Genomic DNA, 16,954 nt, shown 5'->3' with positions numbered 1-16,954 from the left:
GCCCCTCCGGCGAGGCGGGATGATGGCGGTCGAGAAGATCGTCGAAGGGTGTCATGTGAAGAAGACCGTGTCCATCGCCGCCGCGAGCCTGCTGGTGCTGGGGCTCGCCCCCGCCGCGTCCGCGAGCGACGTCTACGCCGGCTATGCCGAGCTCGCCGCCCACGAGACCGAGGGCAAGGACTATCGCCGCGTCCAGCGCGTCCCGAGCGGGGCGAAGACGGCGCACATCGCCATCCACGGCGGCGCCATAGAGGCGCCGACGTCGCAGCTCGCCGCCGAGGCAGCGGGCAGCAGGCACGCCTATTACGCGTTCGAGGGCATCAAGTCCGAAGGCAACAGCTCCCTGCACATCACCGCGACGCGCTTCGACGAGCCGAAGGCGCTCGCGGTGGTGGGGGCGGTCGAGCGCACCGTCTCCTGGCACGGCGCGGCGGGCGCCACGGCCACCACCTACGTCGGCGGACGCGACACGACGTTGATCAAAAAGGTGAAGGCCGAGCTGCGCGCCGCCGGGTTCCCCGTCTCGGCGTCGGTGCCCGAGGAGATCGGCGGCGACAGCCCGGACAACATCGCGAACAGAAACCGCAGGGGCATGGGGGTGCAGCTGGAGATCAGCCGGGGTCAGCGGGAGCGGTTCTTCGACGGAGGGAAGCTGACCCGCGCCTGGATCGAGAACCCCGCCAACCGCACGAAGGCCTTCTACAGGTACGTCGCGGCCGTCAACCGCGCGCTCGGCTGACAGGTGGGTGCCCGCCCGGGACGGCGGGCACCCACCTGGCGGTGGCCGGTCGGTGGCACGGCCGGCTCTGGCGGCATCGGCTCAGAGATCGGCGGTCCGTCTTGGACGGACGGCACTCGGCCCAGCCTTCGATCTCAGAGTGCATGCAATATGCATGCTAAAATGCTTGCATGAGTATCATTCAAATCCGGGACGTCCCGGAGGCGACAGAGCGAACTTTGAAGGCCCGGGCCGAGCGAGAGGGCAAGTCGCTGACCGCCTACGTGCGCGACCTCCTGAACGAGGAGGCGGCTACCCCAGCCCTGGACGAGGTGATGGCCAAAATCGCCGCTGATGAGCCGGTGCCGTACGATCCGGACTTCGTTCGCGAGACGATGCGGGAAGGCCGCCGGTGAGCCTGGTCGTCGACGCCTCGATCGTTTTCCGCCTCCTGGCGAACGTGAAAGGCGATGACCTTCTTCGGCAGAGGCTGGCCCGCAAGGTTCACGCCCCGGCATTGATCGATGTCGAGATCGCCTCCGTGGTGCGCGGGCACGTGATCACGGGCAAGCCGGACGTACGCATCTCCGAGACGCGGGCACGGCTCATGCTGGAGCGCTACGCCCAACTCAGGATCGTTCGCCACCCGATGCTGCCTTTGCAGCCGCGTGTGCTGGAGTTGCGGCACAACCTCACCGCCTATGACGGCGTGTACGTTGCCCTCGCCGAAATGCTGGGGGTGCCGCTGCTCACCGACGACGCCAAGTTCGCCGGTTCGGCAGGGCATCGCGCGGAGATCCACCGCTACCCGCCGCCGCTCGTGCAGGCCGTCCGGCGCCCCGGCTGATCGTCGCAGCCGGGGCAGACGGTGAGAATCAGCCCATGTGCGGGTAGCGGTGGTCGGTCGGCGGGACGAAGGTCTCCTTGATCGCCCGGGCGCTCACCCACCGCGTCAGGTTGAAGATCGAGCCGGCCTTGTCGTTCGTCCCGGAGGCGCGTCCCCCGCCGAACGGCTGCTGACCCACGACCGCCCCCGTGGGCTTGTCGTTGACGTAGAAGTTGCCCGCCGCGAAGCGCAGCCGCTCGGAGGCCGACGCGATCGCGTACCGGTCCTGGGCGACGATCGACCCGGTCAGCGCGTACGGGGCGATGCCCTCCATCTGGTCCAGGACGGTGTCGAAGTCGCGGTCCTCGTAGACGTGCACGCCGAGGATCGGGCCGAAGTACTCCTTGACGAAGATCTCGTCGGTCGGGTCGGAGCACTCCAGGATGGTCGGCTTCACGAAATATCCGACGCTGTCGTCGTAGGAGCCGGTCAGGAGGTCGATGTTCGAGGCCGCCCGCGCCCGGTCGATCGCCTCCTTGTGCTTGGCGAACGCCCGCGCGTCGATCACCGCCCCCATGAACGTCGACAGGTCCCCGGCCACGTCGCCCACGCTCAGCGACTGCGCGGTCGAGACGAACTCGTCACGCATGCGGCTCCACACCGAGCGCGGCACGTACGCCCGCGACGCCGCCGAGCACTTCTGCCCCTGGTACTCGAAGGCGCCCCTGATGAGCGCGGTCGAGAGTACGCCCGGGTCGGCGGACGGGTGCGCCAGCACGAAGTCCTTGCCGCCGGTCTCGCCGACCAGGCGCGGGTAGGCGTGGTAGGAGGAGATGTTCGCGCCGACGGTGCTCCACAGGTGCTGGAACGTCGCCGTGGAGCCGGTGAAGTGGATCCCGGCCAGCGCGGGGTGTGTGAGGGCGACCTCGGAGACGGCCTGGCCGTTGCCGGTGACGAGGTTGATCACGCCCGGCGGCAGCCCGGCCTCCTCCAGCATTCGCATCGTGAAGTGCGCGGCGAACTGCTGGGTGGGCGAAGGCTTCCAGACGACGACATTCCCCATCAAAGCGGCAGAAGTCGGCAAATTTCCTGCGATTGCGGTGAAGTTGAACGGCGTGATCGCCAGCACGAACCCCTCAAGCGGCCGATACTCCATCCTGTTCCACACGCCCGGCGACGAGATCGGCTGCTCGGCGTAGAGCTGACGGGCGTAGGCCACGTTGAAGCGCAGGAAGTCGATCAGCTCGCAGGCCGCGTCGATCTCCGCCTGCTGCACCGACTTGGACTGGCCGAGCACGGTCGCCGCGTTGAGCGTCGCCCGCCACGGCCCGGCCAGCAGGTCGGCCGCCTTCAGGAAGATCGCCGCCCGCTCGTCGAACGACAGCGCCCGCCACGCGGGGGCCGCCTCGAGCGCGGCCGCGACGGCGTCCCGCACGTCCTGGGCCGTGGCGTCGTTGGCACGGCCCAGGACGGAGGCGTGGTTGTGCGGCTGGACCACGTCGATGGGCGTGCCCCCGCCCAGACGCTGCTCGCCGCCGATGGTCATGGTCAGTTCGAGTGAGGCCCCGGTCAGCTCCTTGACGCGGTCCTCCAGCGCGGCCCGCTCGGCGCTGCCCGGCGCGTAGCCGTAGATCCGCTCGTTGGCGGGCACGGGAACGTTGCTGATGGCATCCATTTACTTACCCCCAAGGGCACGAAGGAAGAAGGCGACGTTGGCGGGGCGCTCGGCCAGGCGGCGCATGAAGTAGCCGTACCAGTCGTCGCCGTAGGGGACGTAGACGCGTACGGTGTGGCCGGCCCCGGCCAGGGCCTCCTGCAGGTCGGTCCTGATTCCGTAGAGCATCTGGAACTCGTGGTCGCCGATCGTCCGTCCGAACCGGTCGGCGAGCAGCTCGGTGATCGCGATCATGCGGTCGTCGTGCGTCGCCACCATGGGGTATCCGTTCCCCGCCATGAGGGTCCGCAGGCATCGCACGTACGCCCTGTCCACGGCCGACCTGCCCTGGTGGGCGACCGAGGCCGGCTCGCGGTAGGCGCCCTTGACCAGCCGCACCCTGGAGCCCTCGGCCGCCAGGTCGCGGCAGTCCTGCTCGCTGCGGAACAGGTACGCCTGGATCGCCACGCCCGTCGCCGGATGGTCCTCGCGCAGCTTGCGCAGGATAGCCAGCGTCGAGTCGACGGTGGTGTGGTCTTCCATGTCGAGCGTCACGGTCGAGCCGCCGGCCGCGGCGGCGGCGCAGATGTCGCGGGCGTGTTCGAGGGCCATCCGGTCGTCGAGCCGCTGGCCGAGCGCCGACAGCTTCACCGACACCTCGCCCCTGGAGGCCAGTTCGAGCGGCCTGAGGGCCTCCAGCAGGCTCAGGTAGGCGTTGGCGGTGGCCTCGGCGGCCCGCGCGTCGCGCGTCTCCTCACCGAGGTGATCGACGGTCACCGCCAGTTTGGCGTCCCGCAGGCGTTCGATGACGTCACGGGCCTCCTGGGCGCTCTCACCCGCGACGAACCGCCCGACCACCTTCCTGGTGGGCGGAAAGCCTGACACGCAGCGGCGTACGAGACGGCTCCCTGACGCGGCGAGCAGCAGTTGACCGAGCATGTTTCCAGTCTAAAAATGCAGCTCAGAGGGGGCCATCGACGCTCGTAACGCCGGGTGTGGGAGGCTGTCATACAAATGCACAACACCGCAGACCTCCAAGAGATCGTCGACGAGATCGCCGCCCGGCTGGGGGCGTCCGCGACGCTGGAGGACCGCTCGTTCCGCCTGCTGGCCTACGGGGCGCAACACGGCGACATCGACACGGTCCGCCAGGAGTCGATCCTGCGCCGCCGCGCCACCGGCGAGGTGCGCGACTACTTCGAGCGCTACGGCATCGCCAGGGCCGAGGGGCCGGTCAGGATCCCCGGGGACGCCGCGCTCAAGGTCCTGGCCAGGGTGTGCTGGCCGCTGCGCCACGGCGAGGTCGTCTACGGCTACCTGTGGCTGCTCGACTCGGGCGATTTGACCGACGAGACCCTCCGCGCCGTCGCCCCGCTCGTCGCCAGGGCCGCCTCCGAGCTCGCCCAGGAGGCCAGGAGCCGCCAGGACCTCGGGCGGGGCCTGCTCGCTCTGTTCTCCGCCGACCCCGAGGAACGCGCCGGCGCCTCCATCGAGGTGCCAGGCCCCGTCGCGGCCGTCGCCGTACGCGAGTCGCAGGAGCGCGTCGCCGCCCTCTGGACGCTCCCGCGCGGCGTCCTGGCCCGCACCGGCTCGCCCGTCGCCCTGCTCGCCCCCGCCCACCTGGCGGCCGAAGTGGCGCAGACCGTGCGCGGTGCGTACGGCACCGCCGCCGGCGTCGGCGCCCCCAGGAGCGACCCGGCCGACGCGTGGCTGAGCTGGCGCGAGGCCCGCCAGGCGCTGCGCGTCGCCGAGCACTTCCCCCGGTACGCCCCCATCGCCCGCTGGGAGGACCTGGGCGTGCACCGCCTGCTGGCCAGGCTGGGCCCGTCGGACCTGCGCGAGCTGGCCGCCGAGACCGCCGCGCTGAACGCCGAACTGGCCCAGACCGTGGAGGTCTACCTCGACCGGGGCGGCCACGTCCAAAAGAGCGCCGCCGAGCTCGGCATCCACCGCCAGACCCTCTACTACCGGCTGGGCAAGGCCGAACGCCTGACGCACAGGGACCTGTCGGACGGCGACGACCGGCTCGCCCTGCACCTGGGCCTGAAAGCCGCCAGGCTCACCGGGCCCTCCGGCTGAGGCTTGAGCCACAGGGTCCGCCGCCGCGCCGAGGCCGCCAGTCGGGCGCAGGGTGCCGCAGTACTCGGGCGAAGGCCGTCGTCGTGCTGAGGCCGTTGGTCAGGCGCAGGCCGCCTCGTAGACGCGGACGAGCTCCTGGCTGACGCGCTCCCAGGAGTAACGCGAGCGCGCCCGGTCGGCGCCCGCGTAGCCGAGCGCGGTCCGCAGGGTCGGGTCCCACAGCAGCTCGCGCGCCAGCCGCGCGGTGGCCGCGGGACGGTCGGGCGGCACCAGCAGGCCGGTGACGCCGTCGATGACGGAGTCGAGGTGCGCGCCGACGGCGGAGGCGATCACCGGCACGCCGCAGGCCATCGCCTCCAGCGCGACGATCCCTGTCACGGCCTCGCGCGGCACCGACACCACGGCGTCCGCGCTGCGCATCAGCTTCGGCACCGCGGCCCGCTTGACCTGGCCGAGCAGCGTCACGCGGTCGGCCACGCCGAGCTGTTCGGCCAGGGTGCGCAGGCGGCGCGCGTCACGGTCGTCCTCCAGGTAGTCGGGCTCGGGGCCGCCCGCGATGATCAGTTCGACGTCGCCGAGCCCCTGCAGCGCCCGCACGATGGTGTGCGCGCCGCGGTCGGCGGTCAGCGGGCCGACGTGCAGCAGGCGCTTGCGGCTGCCGCGCGTGGCGATCGCGCCCCGGCGCTGGAACTTCTCGGTGTCGACGCCGTACGGCACGATGGCGATGTTGCCGCGCGGGACGCCGAGCCGGATCAGCGCCGACTCCTCGTCGCCCGAGCCCGCGATGACCGCGTTGGCCCGGCGCCCGAGCGCCCGCTCCAGGTCCTGGTGTGAGACGTCGAAGGTGTGGAAGGTCTGCGTGACGGGCACGCCCAGGTCCTTGGCGCCCGCCACGGAGGCGAGGCCGGAAGTCCACGAGTGGGCGTGGATCACGTCGGGCCGCTCCTGGGTCCAGCGCCGCGACAGGTGCTCGCCGACCTCGTTCAGGTACGGCGCGACGTCGTCCGCCGCCAACTCCTGGGCCGGGCCCACGTCGATCTGCTCGAGCGTGACTCCCGGGGCCACCCGCGTCTTGGGTTTGCCCTCGGCGTTGTCACGGCGGGAGTAGATGGTGACGTGGTGCTCGCGCCCCAGCTCGCGGGCGACGGAAAGGATGTGATGGTGCCGGTTTCCCCCGGCGGAAGCGACAATCGCGATATTCATGGCACACCTCAGCGTGATAAGCGCGTTACAAGGTGTGCCTGCGTCTTAGGCACGTTTGTCTACAGTCCCGACGATACCCAGATTTGAGCCGCTCGCAAACCCCTGCAGATTAGACACCTCGCAGGGCGAAAACCACGATCTCATCCCAAACCTGGCCGCCCGAGAACGCGTGCCGGTCCGCCTCCACGGCCTTGACCACGGTGGACGGCGACTGGCCCGCGCAGCGGCCGAGCACGTCGGCCAGCCGCTCCTCCCCGTACGGCTCGCCCCGCTCGTTCCTGGAGGAGATCAGCCCCTCCGAATAGAGCACCAGCATCTCCCCGGACAAGACGGTCAGCGTCTCGACCTCCGTCTCCGCGTCGGGCGCGATGCCGAGCGGCACACCGCCGCCCGCGGCGAAGCGCACACCGCCGTCCGGCTGCAGCAGCACCGCCGGATGGTGGCCGGCCGAGGAGAGCGTGATCTCGCGCCCCCGTACGAACCCCGCCAGCGCCATCACGAACATGCCCGTGCCCTGCGCCACCAGCGCCTCGTTGACCTTGCGCATCACCAGGTCGGGATCGTGCTCCCACACGCTCAGCACGCGCAGCCCGCCGCGCACCAGCGCGCTGACCGAGGCCGCCTCCTCGCCCTTGCCGGCCGCTCCGCCGAGCGCGAAGCCCCACCCGCCCGAGATGGGGAACACGTCGTAGAACTCGGCCCCGACCGACGACCCCGGATGGTAGACGGCCGCCGCCTCATAACCGGGTATGTCGGGCAGGTTGCGCGGGGCGACGCTGGCCGACAGCGCGTCCGCCGCCCGCGAACGGCTCTGGAAGCTCGACTGGGCGCGTACCGCCAGCCCGAGCTGCAGCCCCACCTCCTGCATGACCGCGAGGTCGGCCAGCGTGAAGGGCGGCTTGTCGTGCGCGCGCACCAGCGTCAGCACGCCGTCGCACGAGCCGATCGGCACGCTCAGCAGCGAACCCGCGCCGATCACCGTCAGCAGCGGCCCGTCGGCGCAGAAACCCAGCAGCGTCTCGTCGTCGACCATCTCCCGCACCACGCCGGAGCCGCGCTCCAGCACCTGCGTCACCACCTGCCCCGACGCGGGCGGGGTGGTCTCGACCTGCCGGACGAGCTCGCCGACCGGCTGGTTCTTGGGCCCCACCACGACGGAGCGGTAGGGCAGCCCCGCCCGCACCATGTCCGCGATCACCCAGTCGGCCCACTCGGCCGCCAGCAGCCGCGTCGCCCGCGGCAGCACCACGGGCCGCAGCAGCGACTCCTCATCCAGCAGCAGCGTGGCCATCTTGCTCAGCAGGTCCTGGCGTCTGGCCGCGGCCAGCAGCAGGGCGCCGTCGGACTGCTCGGGCCGCCGCGCGCCCGGCTCGGGCAACTGAACCTCGGTGGGCAGCGCCACGACCGCCACCATCTGCTGGGGCTCGCCCGGCATCGTCAGCCTGGTCATCGCGAGCTGGACCGTGTGCGTCCGTCCCTGATGTGCCAGCCGCGTCTCGAACGCCGACGGCTGCCCCGTCTGCAGCACCGCCGTCAGATGCGAGCGGAACGCCGCCCGCCGCGAGACGTCCACCAGCAGCGGGAACGACCGGCCGACCAGGTAGCCGTCCGGGCTGCCCAGCATCCGCGAGGTCTCGGGGTTGATGCGCCTGACCACACCGCCCCCGTCGAGCACGACGACCGGCACGGGGAAGCTCCTGAACACCTGGCGCAGCAGCTTCAGCTCCCGCTGCCCGCCGTCCTTCTTGCCCGCCGCCCGCTTCGGCGCCTTGCGCAGCTCCTCGCGCGCCTCGGCCAGCAGCTCGGCCGCGGTGTCGAGCTCGGCGAGCGCGGCGTCGAGCGTGGGCGCGAGGTCGGAAGGGTAGGCCGTCCTCGCATCACGCAACGAGGCGACGCGCCCGGCCAGCGCGTCCAGCGCGTGTTCGAGGTCCGGCATGGTCATCCTCTGACGCTACGCTACCTCGGATATTGGTAGCCATATCGGGTAGAGGCTTGTTGCTATGGAATCGACCGCGATGATCACTCCGGGTCTGGCGCGAGACCTGGCGGCGCTGGGGCGGCTGGGCGAGGACACTTCCACGGAACGGGTGCTGCGCGGCCTGACCACCGCACTGGCCGCGGGCGTACCAGGCTGCTCAGGAGCCTCGGCGGAACACTGGCGTGACAACCGCGTCCTGGTCTCCGGCTCTCATAGCGAGCTCATCATGCTCGTCGAAGGCGAACGCGAGATCGGCGAGGGTCCGTCCATCGAGGCCAGGCGCAGCGGTGGCCGGACCACCGTGACAGATGTGCTCAAAGAGAGTCGCTGGCCCCGCTACGACGCGCTGGCCACCCGCTGGGGCGTGCGCTCCGTCCTGGTCCTGCCCATCGACGTCGCCCCCGCCCAGCTCCTGGTCGGCCTCTATTCGGTGCGCCCGGGCTCCTTCTCCCCGCAGGGCGTGCACTCCCTGGCCGACATGCTGACCGAGCAGGTGGCCGTGGCCATGGACAACATGTCGGAGTTCGAGGAGGTGCGCACCGACGCCGCCCAGCTCCAGGAGGCCCTGGCAGGACGGTCGGTGATCGACCAGGCCAAGGGCATCATCATGCAGACCAGCGGATGCGGCCCCGAACAGGCGTTCGAGGAGCTGCGGAAGATCTCCCAGCACCATCAGGTCAAGGTGGCCGATCTGGCCAGGCTGCTGGTCGACGAACACCAGCGCAAGTCGAAGCGCTGAACGGCCGCTCACCCAATGGCGGCCAGCGCGTCGTCGAGGGTGTCGTAGAGCGGCAGGCGCTGGGCCAGCCCCGTGATCCACATCACCTTCGACTTGGAGTATTCAACCCCGATCAGCGCGAACCTGGTATCCGACGCCAGACTCGTCTGCCAGTGGTGGACGATCAGCCCGAGCGCGCGCGAGTCCATGAACGTCACCCCGGACAGGTCCAGAATCAAATTCGAACCCGCCATCGCCAGGTAATCGGCGAACTGCTCGCGTGTCGTGGCGTCGAGCACGCCGTCGACTTTGATCACCGTGATCTCGTCCACGGTCGACGACGTGAGGCTCAGGGCCGGCACAGGCCCCTCGCCGTTCTCCGGCATTGTCACGCAGCAACCCTACTGTCACCACGGGAGGGTGGAATACTTCCGGCGGCATGGGGGACACTGGATCCGAGGTCCAGCAGAGGGCTTTCGTCTCGAGACTAGAGCGAGGCGTGCCTCTGCCTGGGCTTTTTCCTTTGGGGGAGGCCGCCTGCGATCCATATGAGGAGCAGCGATGGCTGTGCAGGAATACGTCCTCGAGGAGATGACGGCTGAAGATCTCCTGGCCGAGATGGTCAGGGAGGACACCCCCGACAGTCATAGGGAGCGGCTGCGGGAACGCATCGTCGAGATGCACCGGCCGCTCGCCATGGAGATCGCCAGGCGCTACCGCTACCGCGGCGAACCGTTGGAGGATCTCCTCCAGGCCGCGTATGTTGGCCTGATGAAGGCCGTCAACGGCTTCGACCCGACTCTCGGCCACGCGTTCAGGGGCTACGCCGTGGTGACGATGACCGGGGAGGTCAAGCGGCACTTCCGCGACCGCACCTGGGCCATCCGGGTGCCCCGCCTCTACCAGGAACGCCGCTCCGAGCTCAACCGGCTCGTCGCCGATCTCAGCCAGGACCTCGGCAGGTCCCCGACCGTGGCCGAACTGGCCGCCAAGATGAACATCACCGAGGAGGACGTCCTGCTCACGCTCGACGCCTCCGCCGCCTACAGCACCCTCTCACTCGACGCGCCGCTCGGCACCGACGACGACGCCGCCTCGCTCGGCGACGTCATCCCCGAGGACGACGACACGCTGAGCACCATGGTCGACAGGGAAGCCGTCAAGCCGCTCATCGACGCGCTGCCCTCCAGAGAGAAGCACATCCTGCTGCTGCGCTTCTTCGGCAACATGACACAGGCCGAGATCGCGGCCGAGTTCGGCATCTCCCAGATGCACGTCTCCCGCATTCTCCGCAAGGTTCTCGACCAGCTCCGCTCCGAGCTGGTCGGCTGAGTAGGGCGGGCGCCGGGTGGACGAGGACGCCGAGCCTCAGACGGGCTTCACGAGCCCGCCACCCGGCGCGCCCGTGAAACGGCTCCGTTTCCGACTGCCGGATCTGCCGCAGGTCCGGCAGTTCGCTGAGGACGAAGCCCGCGCCTCCGGCATCCCGGACGAATCCATCGGCGACTTCGTCATCGCCGTCAACGAGGTGGCCACCAACGCCGTCACCCACGGGGCCGACCACGCCTACCTGCGCACCTGGACCGTCAACGGCGACCTGGTCATCGAGGTGCACGACGATGGCACCTGGAAGCCCGGTCCCCGGCCCGGGGCCGTGGGCGGGATGGGATTGTGGGTGGCCCGGCTGCTGTCGTCCGACCTGACGTTGCGGGCCGGGAGCGGCGGCAGCACCGTGATCATGCGTTTCCCCGGCAAAGAGTAGGGCCCTGCGGGCTGCGGCGAAGGGCGGGGAGATCTCCCCGCCCTTCGCCCGCTTGTTCTTCCGCCTAACGGCGGGCCCGGCTGCGCCAGTTGCCGTAACCGGTGCGGATGCCGGCCTTGCCGACGCCCGCCTGGTGCAGAGCCAGCAGGGTCAACCCCAGCAGCACGAACGTCATGCCGGAGAACCCGCCCGGAATCCTCGCGCCGACCAGGTCGAGCAGGAATCCCAGCCCGAAGACGATCGCCGCCACTACTGCGAGCATGTCACCTTCACCTCATTCCCTGGGGGTGGGCGTTGGAAAGGGCCAGGAGCCGCTCCAGCACGCCCCTGTAGTCGCGCAGGGCCAGGCGGAGTTGCTCGGTGTCGGCCGTCTCGGGGTCCTTCCAGCGTTCGCGCAGAGCGTTCGTGCGGCTGTTCAGGCTGCTGGTCAGCGACTCCACCACCTCGCCCACCAGGCCGTCGGCCCGCTGCACCGCCTCGGTGGGGTCGTCGACGAACGACGTCTGCAGTTCGCGCCAGCGGGCCTGCACCTGGGCGGGGTCCTGATCGAACAGGACGACGTCGGCCGGGGCGGCGTGCGCGGGAACCTCATCGGCGGGCGCCTGCGCCACCGACGCGGACCCTGACTCTGCCTCTTTGCCCTCTGGCCCTGGCCCTGGCTCTGGTTCCGGCTCTGGTTCTGGTTCGGCCAGCATGTCGCCGCCGGTCCCGGCATAGGGGTCGCGGTAGGCGGCGTCATCGGGGTCACGCGACGGCGTCGTCCTCAGCTCATCGCTGCTCATATCGTCTCACCGTCCTCGCGTCGTCTCGTGCAGCAGCTCCTCGAACAGCGCGCGGTAGTGCACCATGGCCTGCCGGAGATCCTCCGTGGAGGCATCCTTCCTGGCCGCCCGCCCGCTGATCTCATGCGCCGCCCTGTAGTGATCGAGGGTCGCCCCGTGCCCCACCGACAGGTCGGACACCCGTTGCCGGAAGTCCTCGGTGGGATAGCCCCGCTCCGCCATGACGGCCGTGACCAACTGGTCGGCCTCCGTCACCGCGAACCCGGGCGCGTCCACGAAGCGCTCCTGCACCTCGGCCCACCGATTGGCATACGTGTCGCGGGACTCCTCGGAAAGGGGCCGGATGTCGAGCTCCGCGTGCCGCTGCTCGCGGCTCAGCAGTTCCTGCTCCGCCTCACGGCGGTTGTCGCTCTGCGCGACTATGCGTTCGTACTCCGGGCCGAAACGTTCGCGGAGATGGGTGCGACGTCTCTGTTGCCGCAGCACGAAATAGCCCACTGCGGCGAGCGCCACCACCGCGACCACGACGACGGCCACCCATACGAAGGTGGTCATGATGTTCGCCTCCGGTCTCTGTGCTGAGACCGCGACTGCCCTGGAAAAGGGCGGTTAAAACGTAGGCCTATCCGCTCTCGAGGCCCTTCCTGGCCGCGGCCAGCACGGTTGCGACGTGTGAGCCGGCAGAGGCTGCCGGGACCTCACTGAACCCTTCCACGGCGTCGTACCGCACATCCAGCCCCGCGTCGACCAACCGCTGCGCCCACCGCAGAGCCGTGTTCAACCTCTCGGCCGCGGGCGGCTTCCCCTGCGCTGCCGCCGACAAATTCCGCAGATTGGTCGCCGGCCCGGACTGGGCGTGCACCCGAGCCAGCTTCCACGGCACGGCCCCGCTGTGGTCGAGCATCGGCTTGGCCAGCCCCGCGGCCCGCTTGGCCTGCAGCACCCCCGACTCGCTGACCCCGAAATGAGCCGCCAGCTCCTGCACGCTCATCCCTTCCGCGACGAGCCCGGCCAACTCTTTGCGATCAATGCTCGGCTTCCGCCCCACCCACGACCTCCGCTCCGGCTTTCCGTGTGCGTGTGCACCCCCGATGTGCGCTAAGGTTATGACGTCCCGCCCCGCAGGGGGCGGCCGACACAACCGGGACGTAGCGCAGCTTGGTAGCGCACTTGACTGGGGGTCAAGGGGTCGCAGGTTCAAATCCTGTCGTCCCGACAGGTCAGAAGGGGTGCCAGAGGTTCTCTGGTGCCCCTTTTTGATCTTTGGGAGCCACTGCTTTACCCGGCTCGCGACTTGAAGATCTTGTCCATGACCACCGCGCCTTCTCCACCACCCGCAGCAGCAGCGCGTCCTTGCGCTTGGCGGGCAGAGCGCCGATCCAGTCGGCCAGGGCCCGCTGCGGTGCGCCGAGCGAACCCAGCCGCGACGGGACGGGGGGCTCCAGTTCGTCCTCCTCCTCGTCAAGCTCCCATGTCCCGTACGCCGACAGCGAGCTTTCGACGCCGGCAAGGGGAGACTCTCGGTCCGCCTCGTTCGGAACAACAGGGATTGCTAGACCCATGATCGCGCCACGATGATGGGGGCCGGCCGACACCTCATGGAGGAGCGACATGCTGACCGTGATCGGCGCGGGGTTCCCGCGCACCGGTACGACTTCGATGAAGGCGGCACTGGAACGGCTGGGGTTCGGGCCCTGCCACCACAACTTCGACGTCGGGTCCGACTCCGACCTCGCCCGGCGGTGGGCGCCCCTGGCCAACCATGACACGGTCCCGGAGTGGGAGCACGTGTTCGAGGGATTCCGTTCCGCTGTGGACTGGCCGGCTTCGTTCTTCTGGCGCGAGCTGGCGGCCAGGTACCCGGAGGCCAAGGTGGTCCTTACGGTACGTGACCCGTACGCCTGGTTCGCGAGCATGAGGACGCTCATCACCAACGGCCCGCCACGGTTACAGGCCGAGAAAGTGGCACCGGAGGCAGCCGGTCTGATGGAGAACATGAAGACCACCCGTCCGCTGCTCGAGCGCATGATACGCGAGGGGCTGGGCAGCGATCGGCCCTACGGCGAGGTCCCCGACGAGCAGGAGTCCATCGTGGCATTCGAGCAGCACACGGCCATGGTGAAGGAGAGCCTGCCGCCTGAGCGGCTGCTGGTGTTCGACGTGCGGGACGGGTGGGAGCCGCTCTGCCGTTTCCTGGGGGTGGACGTCCCTGCCGGGGAGCCGTTCCCGCACCTGAACGACAGCCAGACGATGCAGCAGTCAATCGACAGGCTGATACACGGGGAGAACATCGGACTTCCGTTCCACCCCGCGGGCTGAACACCGGCTCAGCCGACCCCGCCGAGGCGCGGACGCTGAACCAGCGTCCGCTGTCCCCGCGCAACCGCACGACGGCGGGACCGGGCTTCCCGCTCGAGGGCGACGGTGTCCCTCTCGAAACACGGTTACATGCTGTGAGCTGGGGTTCTGCTACGTGATCAGAGCCGAAGGGCAAGGGAACCGAAGGGCATCGATCTGGGGCTGAGCCGGCAGCCGATCGGCTGACGACGCCCGGCCGGCCGCCGAGCCGGTACGAGGCCTCGGCGGCGAGCGCACGCGCCCCCGGTTCGATCCTGACAGCCGGGGGTGCGTGCGTTTTACCGGGTCACGCGTAGAGGAAGTAGTAGCCGTACCGGGGCTCCCATACGCATCTATAGTCGTCCCACCAGTTCTGGGTGATGCCGGAGGTTCCGATCCGCTCGCACTCCGATTGGTCTCTGAAGATACCGGCCAGTCTGGTGGTGCTGTCGGCATGCGCCGGGGCGGCGCCGATCGTCAGCGACACTCCGAGGACCATGACGGCCGAGACGAGAACAGCGCGTACCTTTCGCATTCATCCTCCTGAGGCTGGGGAGATCATGATGCTGGACAGTAGCACTCAACACTCGCCACGAAAATTGTCAGAGCCGAATCGGTCGTGGAAGGAGCTGAAACTTCCATCGGCGTTATCGCGGAGCTGTGCAGGTTTCAACGACGTTTACCGTCGGTAAGTCTGCTGTCACTTCCTGGGGTCGCTTTTCCTGGCGGCCTGTGCATGCCATGGATGATCTGAGCCTGTCGTCGCTATATCTGCCCATAAAGTACGTTTTATGCTTCTTTTCCGGGTCGGTTAGCGCGATGCGGCGTCACCTTTGACCATTGTTACTTGCGTGCCATATCGTCTCCCCGTCCATATCGATGTGAGCCACGGCACTCGAGCGGGACGTTCGTTCTCGCAGGCGCCACGGTTGGCGTGCTGGTCGCGGCTGCCCCGCCGTCGCAGGAGACACGGACGGCCACCGGGGAAGCGGCGATCATCCGACTGACCGGAGTCGCACCATGCAAGCTCGAACCCGCACGGCCATGCTCGTCGGCGTGGTGATGACCGTGCTGGCCGCCGTCGGTGTGCCGACATCCTTCGCGCCGCCGGCCCACGCCGTGCAGGCGATCACCGACATCGCTTACGCGCCCGCACAACCGGCCGGTAGCAGGGGGCATCTCTTAGACCTCTACCAGCCGTCCACCGGCATCGCGCCCCGGCCGTTGCTGATCTACCACAAGGGCTCGGCGTGGACGAGTGACGACGGCAAGGCCGGCGCGGACGCGATCGCGGCCATCTTCAACCCGCTGGGCTTCGCCGTGGCCGGCGTCAGCGTCCGGTCCAGCGCCCAAGCCGTCTTCCCGGCCCAGGTGCACGACATCAAGGCGGCCATCCGCTGGCTGCGCGCGAACGCCGCCACGTACAACCTCGACCCCAATCGTTTCGCGATCATGGGCGACTCCTCCGGCGGCTGGCTGACGGAGATGGCGACCCTGTCCGGCGGCGTGGCGGCGCTGGAGGGCACCGTCGGCACGACCGGCGTCTCCAGCGCCGTGCAGGTGGGGATCGCCTTCTTCAGCCCGACCGACTTCCTGCAGATGAACGCGCAGAACCTGCCGACCGGCGGGCTGGACCACAACTCTCCCGCCTCCCCGGAATCCCTCCTGGTCGGCTGCCCGATCCAGACGTGCCCGGCCACGGTGGCCCAGGCCAATCCGATGACGTACGTCGACGCCAACGACCCGCCGCTGATGTTCCTGCACGGCCAGGCCGACTTCCTGGTGCCGCACGGGCAGAGCGTCCTGCTCTACAACAGGATCAAGGCTCAGTGCGGTGATGCCACGTTCGTCTCGGTGCCCGCCGCGGACCACATGATGGTCCAGGTCATGGACCCCGCCCACTACGGCTTGCAGACCGTCAGCACCACCACCGACTGCGGCGAGAGCGTCGGCACAGGCACGCTGAACCCCACCTGGGCCAACTTCGCGACCTTCCTGCGCGGCGGGCTCAAGATGGGCACGTCCTGCGAGGTCGCCTATACCCCCGGCGTCTGGGAGGGCGCCTTCAACGGCAGCGTGACCATCAGGAACACCGGCACGACCCCCATCGACGGCTGGACCGTGACCTGGGCCTGGTCGGGCAACCAGCAGATCACGACCGCCTGGAACGCCACGGTGGTCCAGACCGGCACCCAGGTGACCGCCCGCGACGCCACCCACAACCGTTACATCGGCCCCGGCTCCAGCCAGAACTTCGGCTTCTCGGCGACCGCCACCGGGACGAACGCCATGCCTGCCGAGTTCAAGCTCAACAACACCGTCTGCACCAGAGCCTGAGCCGACGTGCGCCGGGCCTGAGTCGAATGGCGAGGCCCGGCGCCGTTCTTCCGTCATCCGCATTGCATTCGGAAATACCGTGACGTGGAGCGGAAGGGCGCATTCCCAGAATTAAACACGTTCCGTTCGGCTGTGCTCACGGAATGTCGCTGACCATGATCTTGCCTTATTCGATGAGCCGACCCTATCCTTGCCTCTGGCGGCACGCCGGTCTATTTCCCGGTTCTTTCTTCGACCGGCCGGAGTACGCATATTCCGGGACCCAAGCGTATCGGATAAGCCGCCTTTCTCTGCCCGAGGGCCGTTGTCCGGATCGTTGATGAGTTAGGGACGTGTGCGTACACCCGACATGTCCGTCAGGAGCCTCGGCGTCTATGCGCCTGACAGTGTGAGCGTCGAGCAGGCGGTTCGTGAGGGCTGGTACCCGATCCCCGGCCTCCTCTTGATTGCGCTTCTTGATCGGGCTGAGCGCCGTGCGGCAATGACGTCCGGGGCTCGAACCCGGAACCTACGGATCAAACGTCCGATCGCCGCGCGCTGATTCAGGATGGGGAAGCAAA

Annotated in this window: 20 protein-coding genes and 1 tRNA gene; 10 read left to right on the top strand and 11 right to left on the bottom strand. The window is 69.1% G+C overall.

What is annotated here, in order from left to right; genetic code table 11:
- Positions 1-55: 55 nt before the first annotated feature.
- The 3 genes from ACFOY2_RS09255 to ACFOY2_RS09245 all read left to right on the top strand — a co-directional run bounded on the left by ACFOY2_RS09255 (position 56) and on the right by ACFOY2_RS09245 (position 1,565).
- Positions 56-739, top strand: a complete 684-nt coding sequence (locus ACFOY2_RS09255) for a poly-gamma-glutamate hydrolase family protein (protein ID WP_379527536.1) — start codon at positions 56-58, stop codon at positions 737-739.
- Between the two features lie 170 nt (positions 740-909).
- The gene (locus ACFOY2_RS09250; RefSeq protein WP_357806552.1) at positions 910-1,134 is read left to right on the top strand and encodes a FitA-like ribbon-helix-helix domain-containing protein; all 225 of its coding nucleotides are present in this window, start codon (positions 910-912) and stop codon (positions 1,132-1,134) included.
- Complete coding sequence (locus ACFOY2_RS09245) at positions 1,131-1,565, top strand: type II toxin-antitoxin system VapC family toxin (protein WP_379527535.1); 435 nt, start codon at positions 1,131-1,133, stop codon at positions 1,563-1,565. Before ACFOY2_RS09250 ends, ACFOY2_RS09245 begins: the two co-directional genes overlap by 4 nt.
- A 28-nt stretch (positions 1,566-1,593) precedes the next feature.
- Here the strand turns inward: ACFOY2_RS09245 and pruA are convergent, their stop codons facing one another.
- Entirely contained in the window at positions 1,594-3,219 is a 1,626-nt protein-coding gene (gene pruA, locus ACFOY2_RS09240) for an L-glutamate gamma-semialdehyde dehydrogenase (RefSeq protein ID WP_379527534.1), read from the bottom strand.
- Complete coding sequence (locus ACFOY2_RS09235) at positions 3,220-4,137, bottom strand: proline dehydrogenase family protein (RefSeq protein WP_379527533.1); 918 nt, start codon at positions 4,135-4,137, stop codon at positions 3,220-3,222.
- Between the two features lie 75 nt (positions 4,138-4,212).
- Between ACFOY2_RS09235 and ACFOY2_RS09230 the strand changes: the two genes are divergently transcribed.
- Complete coding sequence (locus tag ACFOY2_RS09230; RefSeq protein ID WP_379527532.1) at positions 4,213-5,277, top strand: PucR family transcriptional regulator; 1,065 nt, start codon at positions 4,213-4,215, stop codon at positions 5,275-5,277.
- A 99-nt stretch (positions 5,278-5,376) separates the two neighbouring features.
- On the opposite strand, the gene ACFOY2_RS09225 is transcribed toward ACFOY2_RS09230, so the two are convergent.
- Positions 5,377-6,480 carry a glycosyltransferase gene (locus ACFOY2_RS09225; RefSeq protein WP_379527531.1) on the bottom strand — a complete coding sequence of 368 codons (1,104 nt, stop codon included), beginning with the start codon at positions 6,478-6,480 and terminating at the stop codon, positions 5,377-5,379.
- A gap of 109 nt (positions 6,481-6,589) precedes the next feature.
- A complete protein-coding gene (locus ACFOY2_RS09220) occupies positions 6,590-8,422 on the bottom strand; it encodes a SpoIIE family protein phosphatase (protein ID WP_379527530.1) in 1,833 nt (610 codons plus the stop codon).
- A 58-nt stretch (positions 8,423-8,480) separates the two neighbouring features.
- On the opposite strand from ACFOY2_RS09220, the gene ACFOY2_RS09215 reads away from it, so the two are divergent.
- Positions 8,481-9,197 carry an ANTAR domain-containing protein gene (locus ACFOY2_RS09215; protein ID WP_379527529.1) on the top strand — a complete coding sequence of 239 codons (717 nt, stop codon included), beginning with the start codon at positions 8,481-8,483 and terminating at the stop codon, positions 9,195-9,197.
- An 8-nt stretch (positions 9,198-9,205) separates the two neighbouring features.
- Here ACFOY2_RS09215 and ACFOY2_RS09210 read toward each other — a convergent pair whose 3' ends face one another.
- The gene (locus tag ACFOY2_RS09210) at positions 9,206-9,562 is read right to left on the bottom strand and encodes an STAS domain-containing protein (RefSeq protein ID WP_379527878.1); all 357 of its coding nucleotides are present in this window, start codon (positions 9,560-9,562) and stop codon (positions 9,206-9,208) included.
- A 175-nt stretch (positions 9,563-9,737) separates the two neighbouring features.
- On the opposite strand from ACFOY2_RS09210, the gene ACFOY2_RS09205 reads away from it, so the two are divergent.
- On the top strand, positions 9,738-10,508 hold the full coding sequence (locus ACFOY2_RS09205; protein WP_379527528.1) for a SigB/SigF/SigG family RNA polymerase sigma factor: 771 nt from the start codon (positions 9,738-9,740) through the stop codon (positions 10,506-10,508).
- A gap of 73 nt (positions 10,509-10,581) precedes the next feature.
- Positions 10,582-10,938 (top strand): ATP-binding protein, encoded by a 357-nt coding sequence (locus tag ACFOY2_RS09200; protein WP_379527527.1) that lies wholly within the window; start codon positions 10,582-10,584, stop codon positions 10,936-10,938.
- A 64-nt stretch (positions 10,939-11,002) separates the two neighbouring features.
- On the opposite strand, the gene ACFOY2_RS09195 is transcribed toward ACFOY2_RS09200, so the two are convergent.
- The 4 genes from ACFOY2_RS09195 to ACFOY2_RS09180 all read right to left on the bottom strand — a co-directional run bounded on the left by ACFOY2_RS09195 (position 11,003) and on the right by ACFOY2_RS09180 (position 12,768).
- The gene (locus ACFOY2_RS09195) at positions 11,003-11,200 is read right to left on the bottom strand and encodes a hypothetical protein (RefSeq protein ID WP_379527526.1); all 198 of its coding nucleotides are present in this window, start codon (positions 11,198-11,200) and stop codon (positions 11,003-11,005) included.
- A 7-nt stretch (positions 11,201-11,207) separates the two neighbouring features.
- Positions 11,208-11,720, bottom strand: a complete 513-nt coding sequence (locus tag ACFOY2_RS09190; protein WP_379527525.1) for a hypothetical protein — start codon at positions 11,718-11,720, stop codon at positions 11,208-11,210.
- Positions 11,721-11,726: 6 nt separating this feature from the next.
- On the bottom strand, positions 11,727-12,275 hold the full coding sequence (locus ACFOY2_RS09185; RefSeq protein ID WP_379527524.1) for a hypothetical protein: 549 nt from the start codon (positions 12,273-12,275) through the stop codon (positions 11,727-11,729).
- A 67-nt stretch (positions 12,276-12,342) separates the two neighbouring features.
- The gene (locus tag ACFOY2_RS09180) at positions 12,343-12,768 is read right to left on the bottom strand and encodes a hypothetical protein (RefSeq protein WP_379527523.1); all 426 of its coding nucleotides are present in this window, start codon (positions 12,766-12,768) and stop codon (positions 12,343-12,345) included.
- A gap of 94 nt (positions 12,769-12,862) precedes the next feature.
- On the opposite strand from ACFOY2_RS09180, the gene ACFOY2_RS09175 reads away from it, so the two are divergent.
- Positions 12,863-12,936: transfer RNA gene (locus ACFOY2_RS09175), tRNA-Pro, on the top strand.
- Positions 12,937-12,940: 4 nt separating this feature from the next.
- Here ACFOY2_RS09175 and ACFOY2_RS09170 read toward each other — a convergent pair.
- Positions 12,941-13,333, bottom strand: coding sequence for a hypothetical protein (locus tag ACFOY2_RS09170; protein WP_379527522.1), 393 nt, complete (start codon positions 13,331-13,333; stop codon positions 12,941-12,943).
- Between ACFOY2_RS09170 and ACFOY2_RS09165 the strand changes: the two genes are divergently transcribed.
- Complete coding sequence (locus tag ACFOY2_RS09165) at positions 13,332-14,039, top strand: sulfotransferase family protein (RefSeq protein ID WP_379527521.1); 708 nt, start codon at positions 13,332-13,334, stop codon at positions 14,037-14,039. The genes ACFOY2_RS09170 and ACFOY2_RS09165 overlap by 2 nt on opposite strands.
- A 325-nt stretch (positions 14,040-14,364) precedes the next feature.
- On the opposite strand, the gene ACFOY2_RS09160 is transcribed toward ACFOY2_RS09165, so the two are convergent.
- Entirely contained in the window at positions 14,365-14,592 is a 228-nt protein-coding gene (locus ACFOY2_RS09160) for a hypothetical protein (RefSeq protein ID WP_379527520.1), read from the bottom strand.
- Between the two features lie 485 nt (positions 14,593-15,077).
- Between ACFOY2_RS09160 and ACFOY2_RS09155 the strand changes: the two genes are divergently transcribed.
- Complete coding sequence (locus ACFOY2_RS09155; RefSeq protein WP_379527519.1) at positions 15,078-16,394, top strand: cellulose binding domain-containing protein; 1,317 nt, start codon at positions 15,078-15,080, stop codon at positions 16,392-16,394.
- Positions 16,395-16,954: the final 560 nt, after the last annotated feature.

This window comes from Nonomuraea purpurea (assembly GCF_042650645.1).
GTDB lineage: Bacteria > Actinomycetota > Actinomycetes > Streptosporangiales > Streptosporangiaceae > Nonomuraea > Nonomuraea purpurea.
The sequence above is the reverse complement of the archived record's forward strand: the minus strand, read 5'-3'. Positions and strand labels throughout refer to the sequence as shown.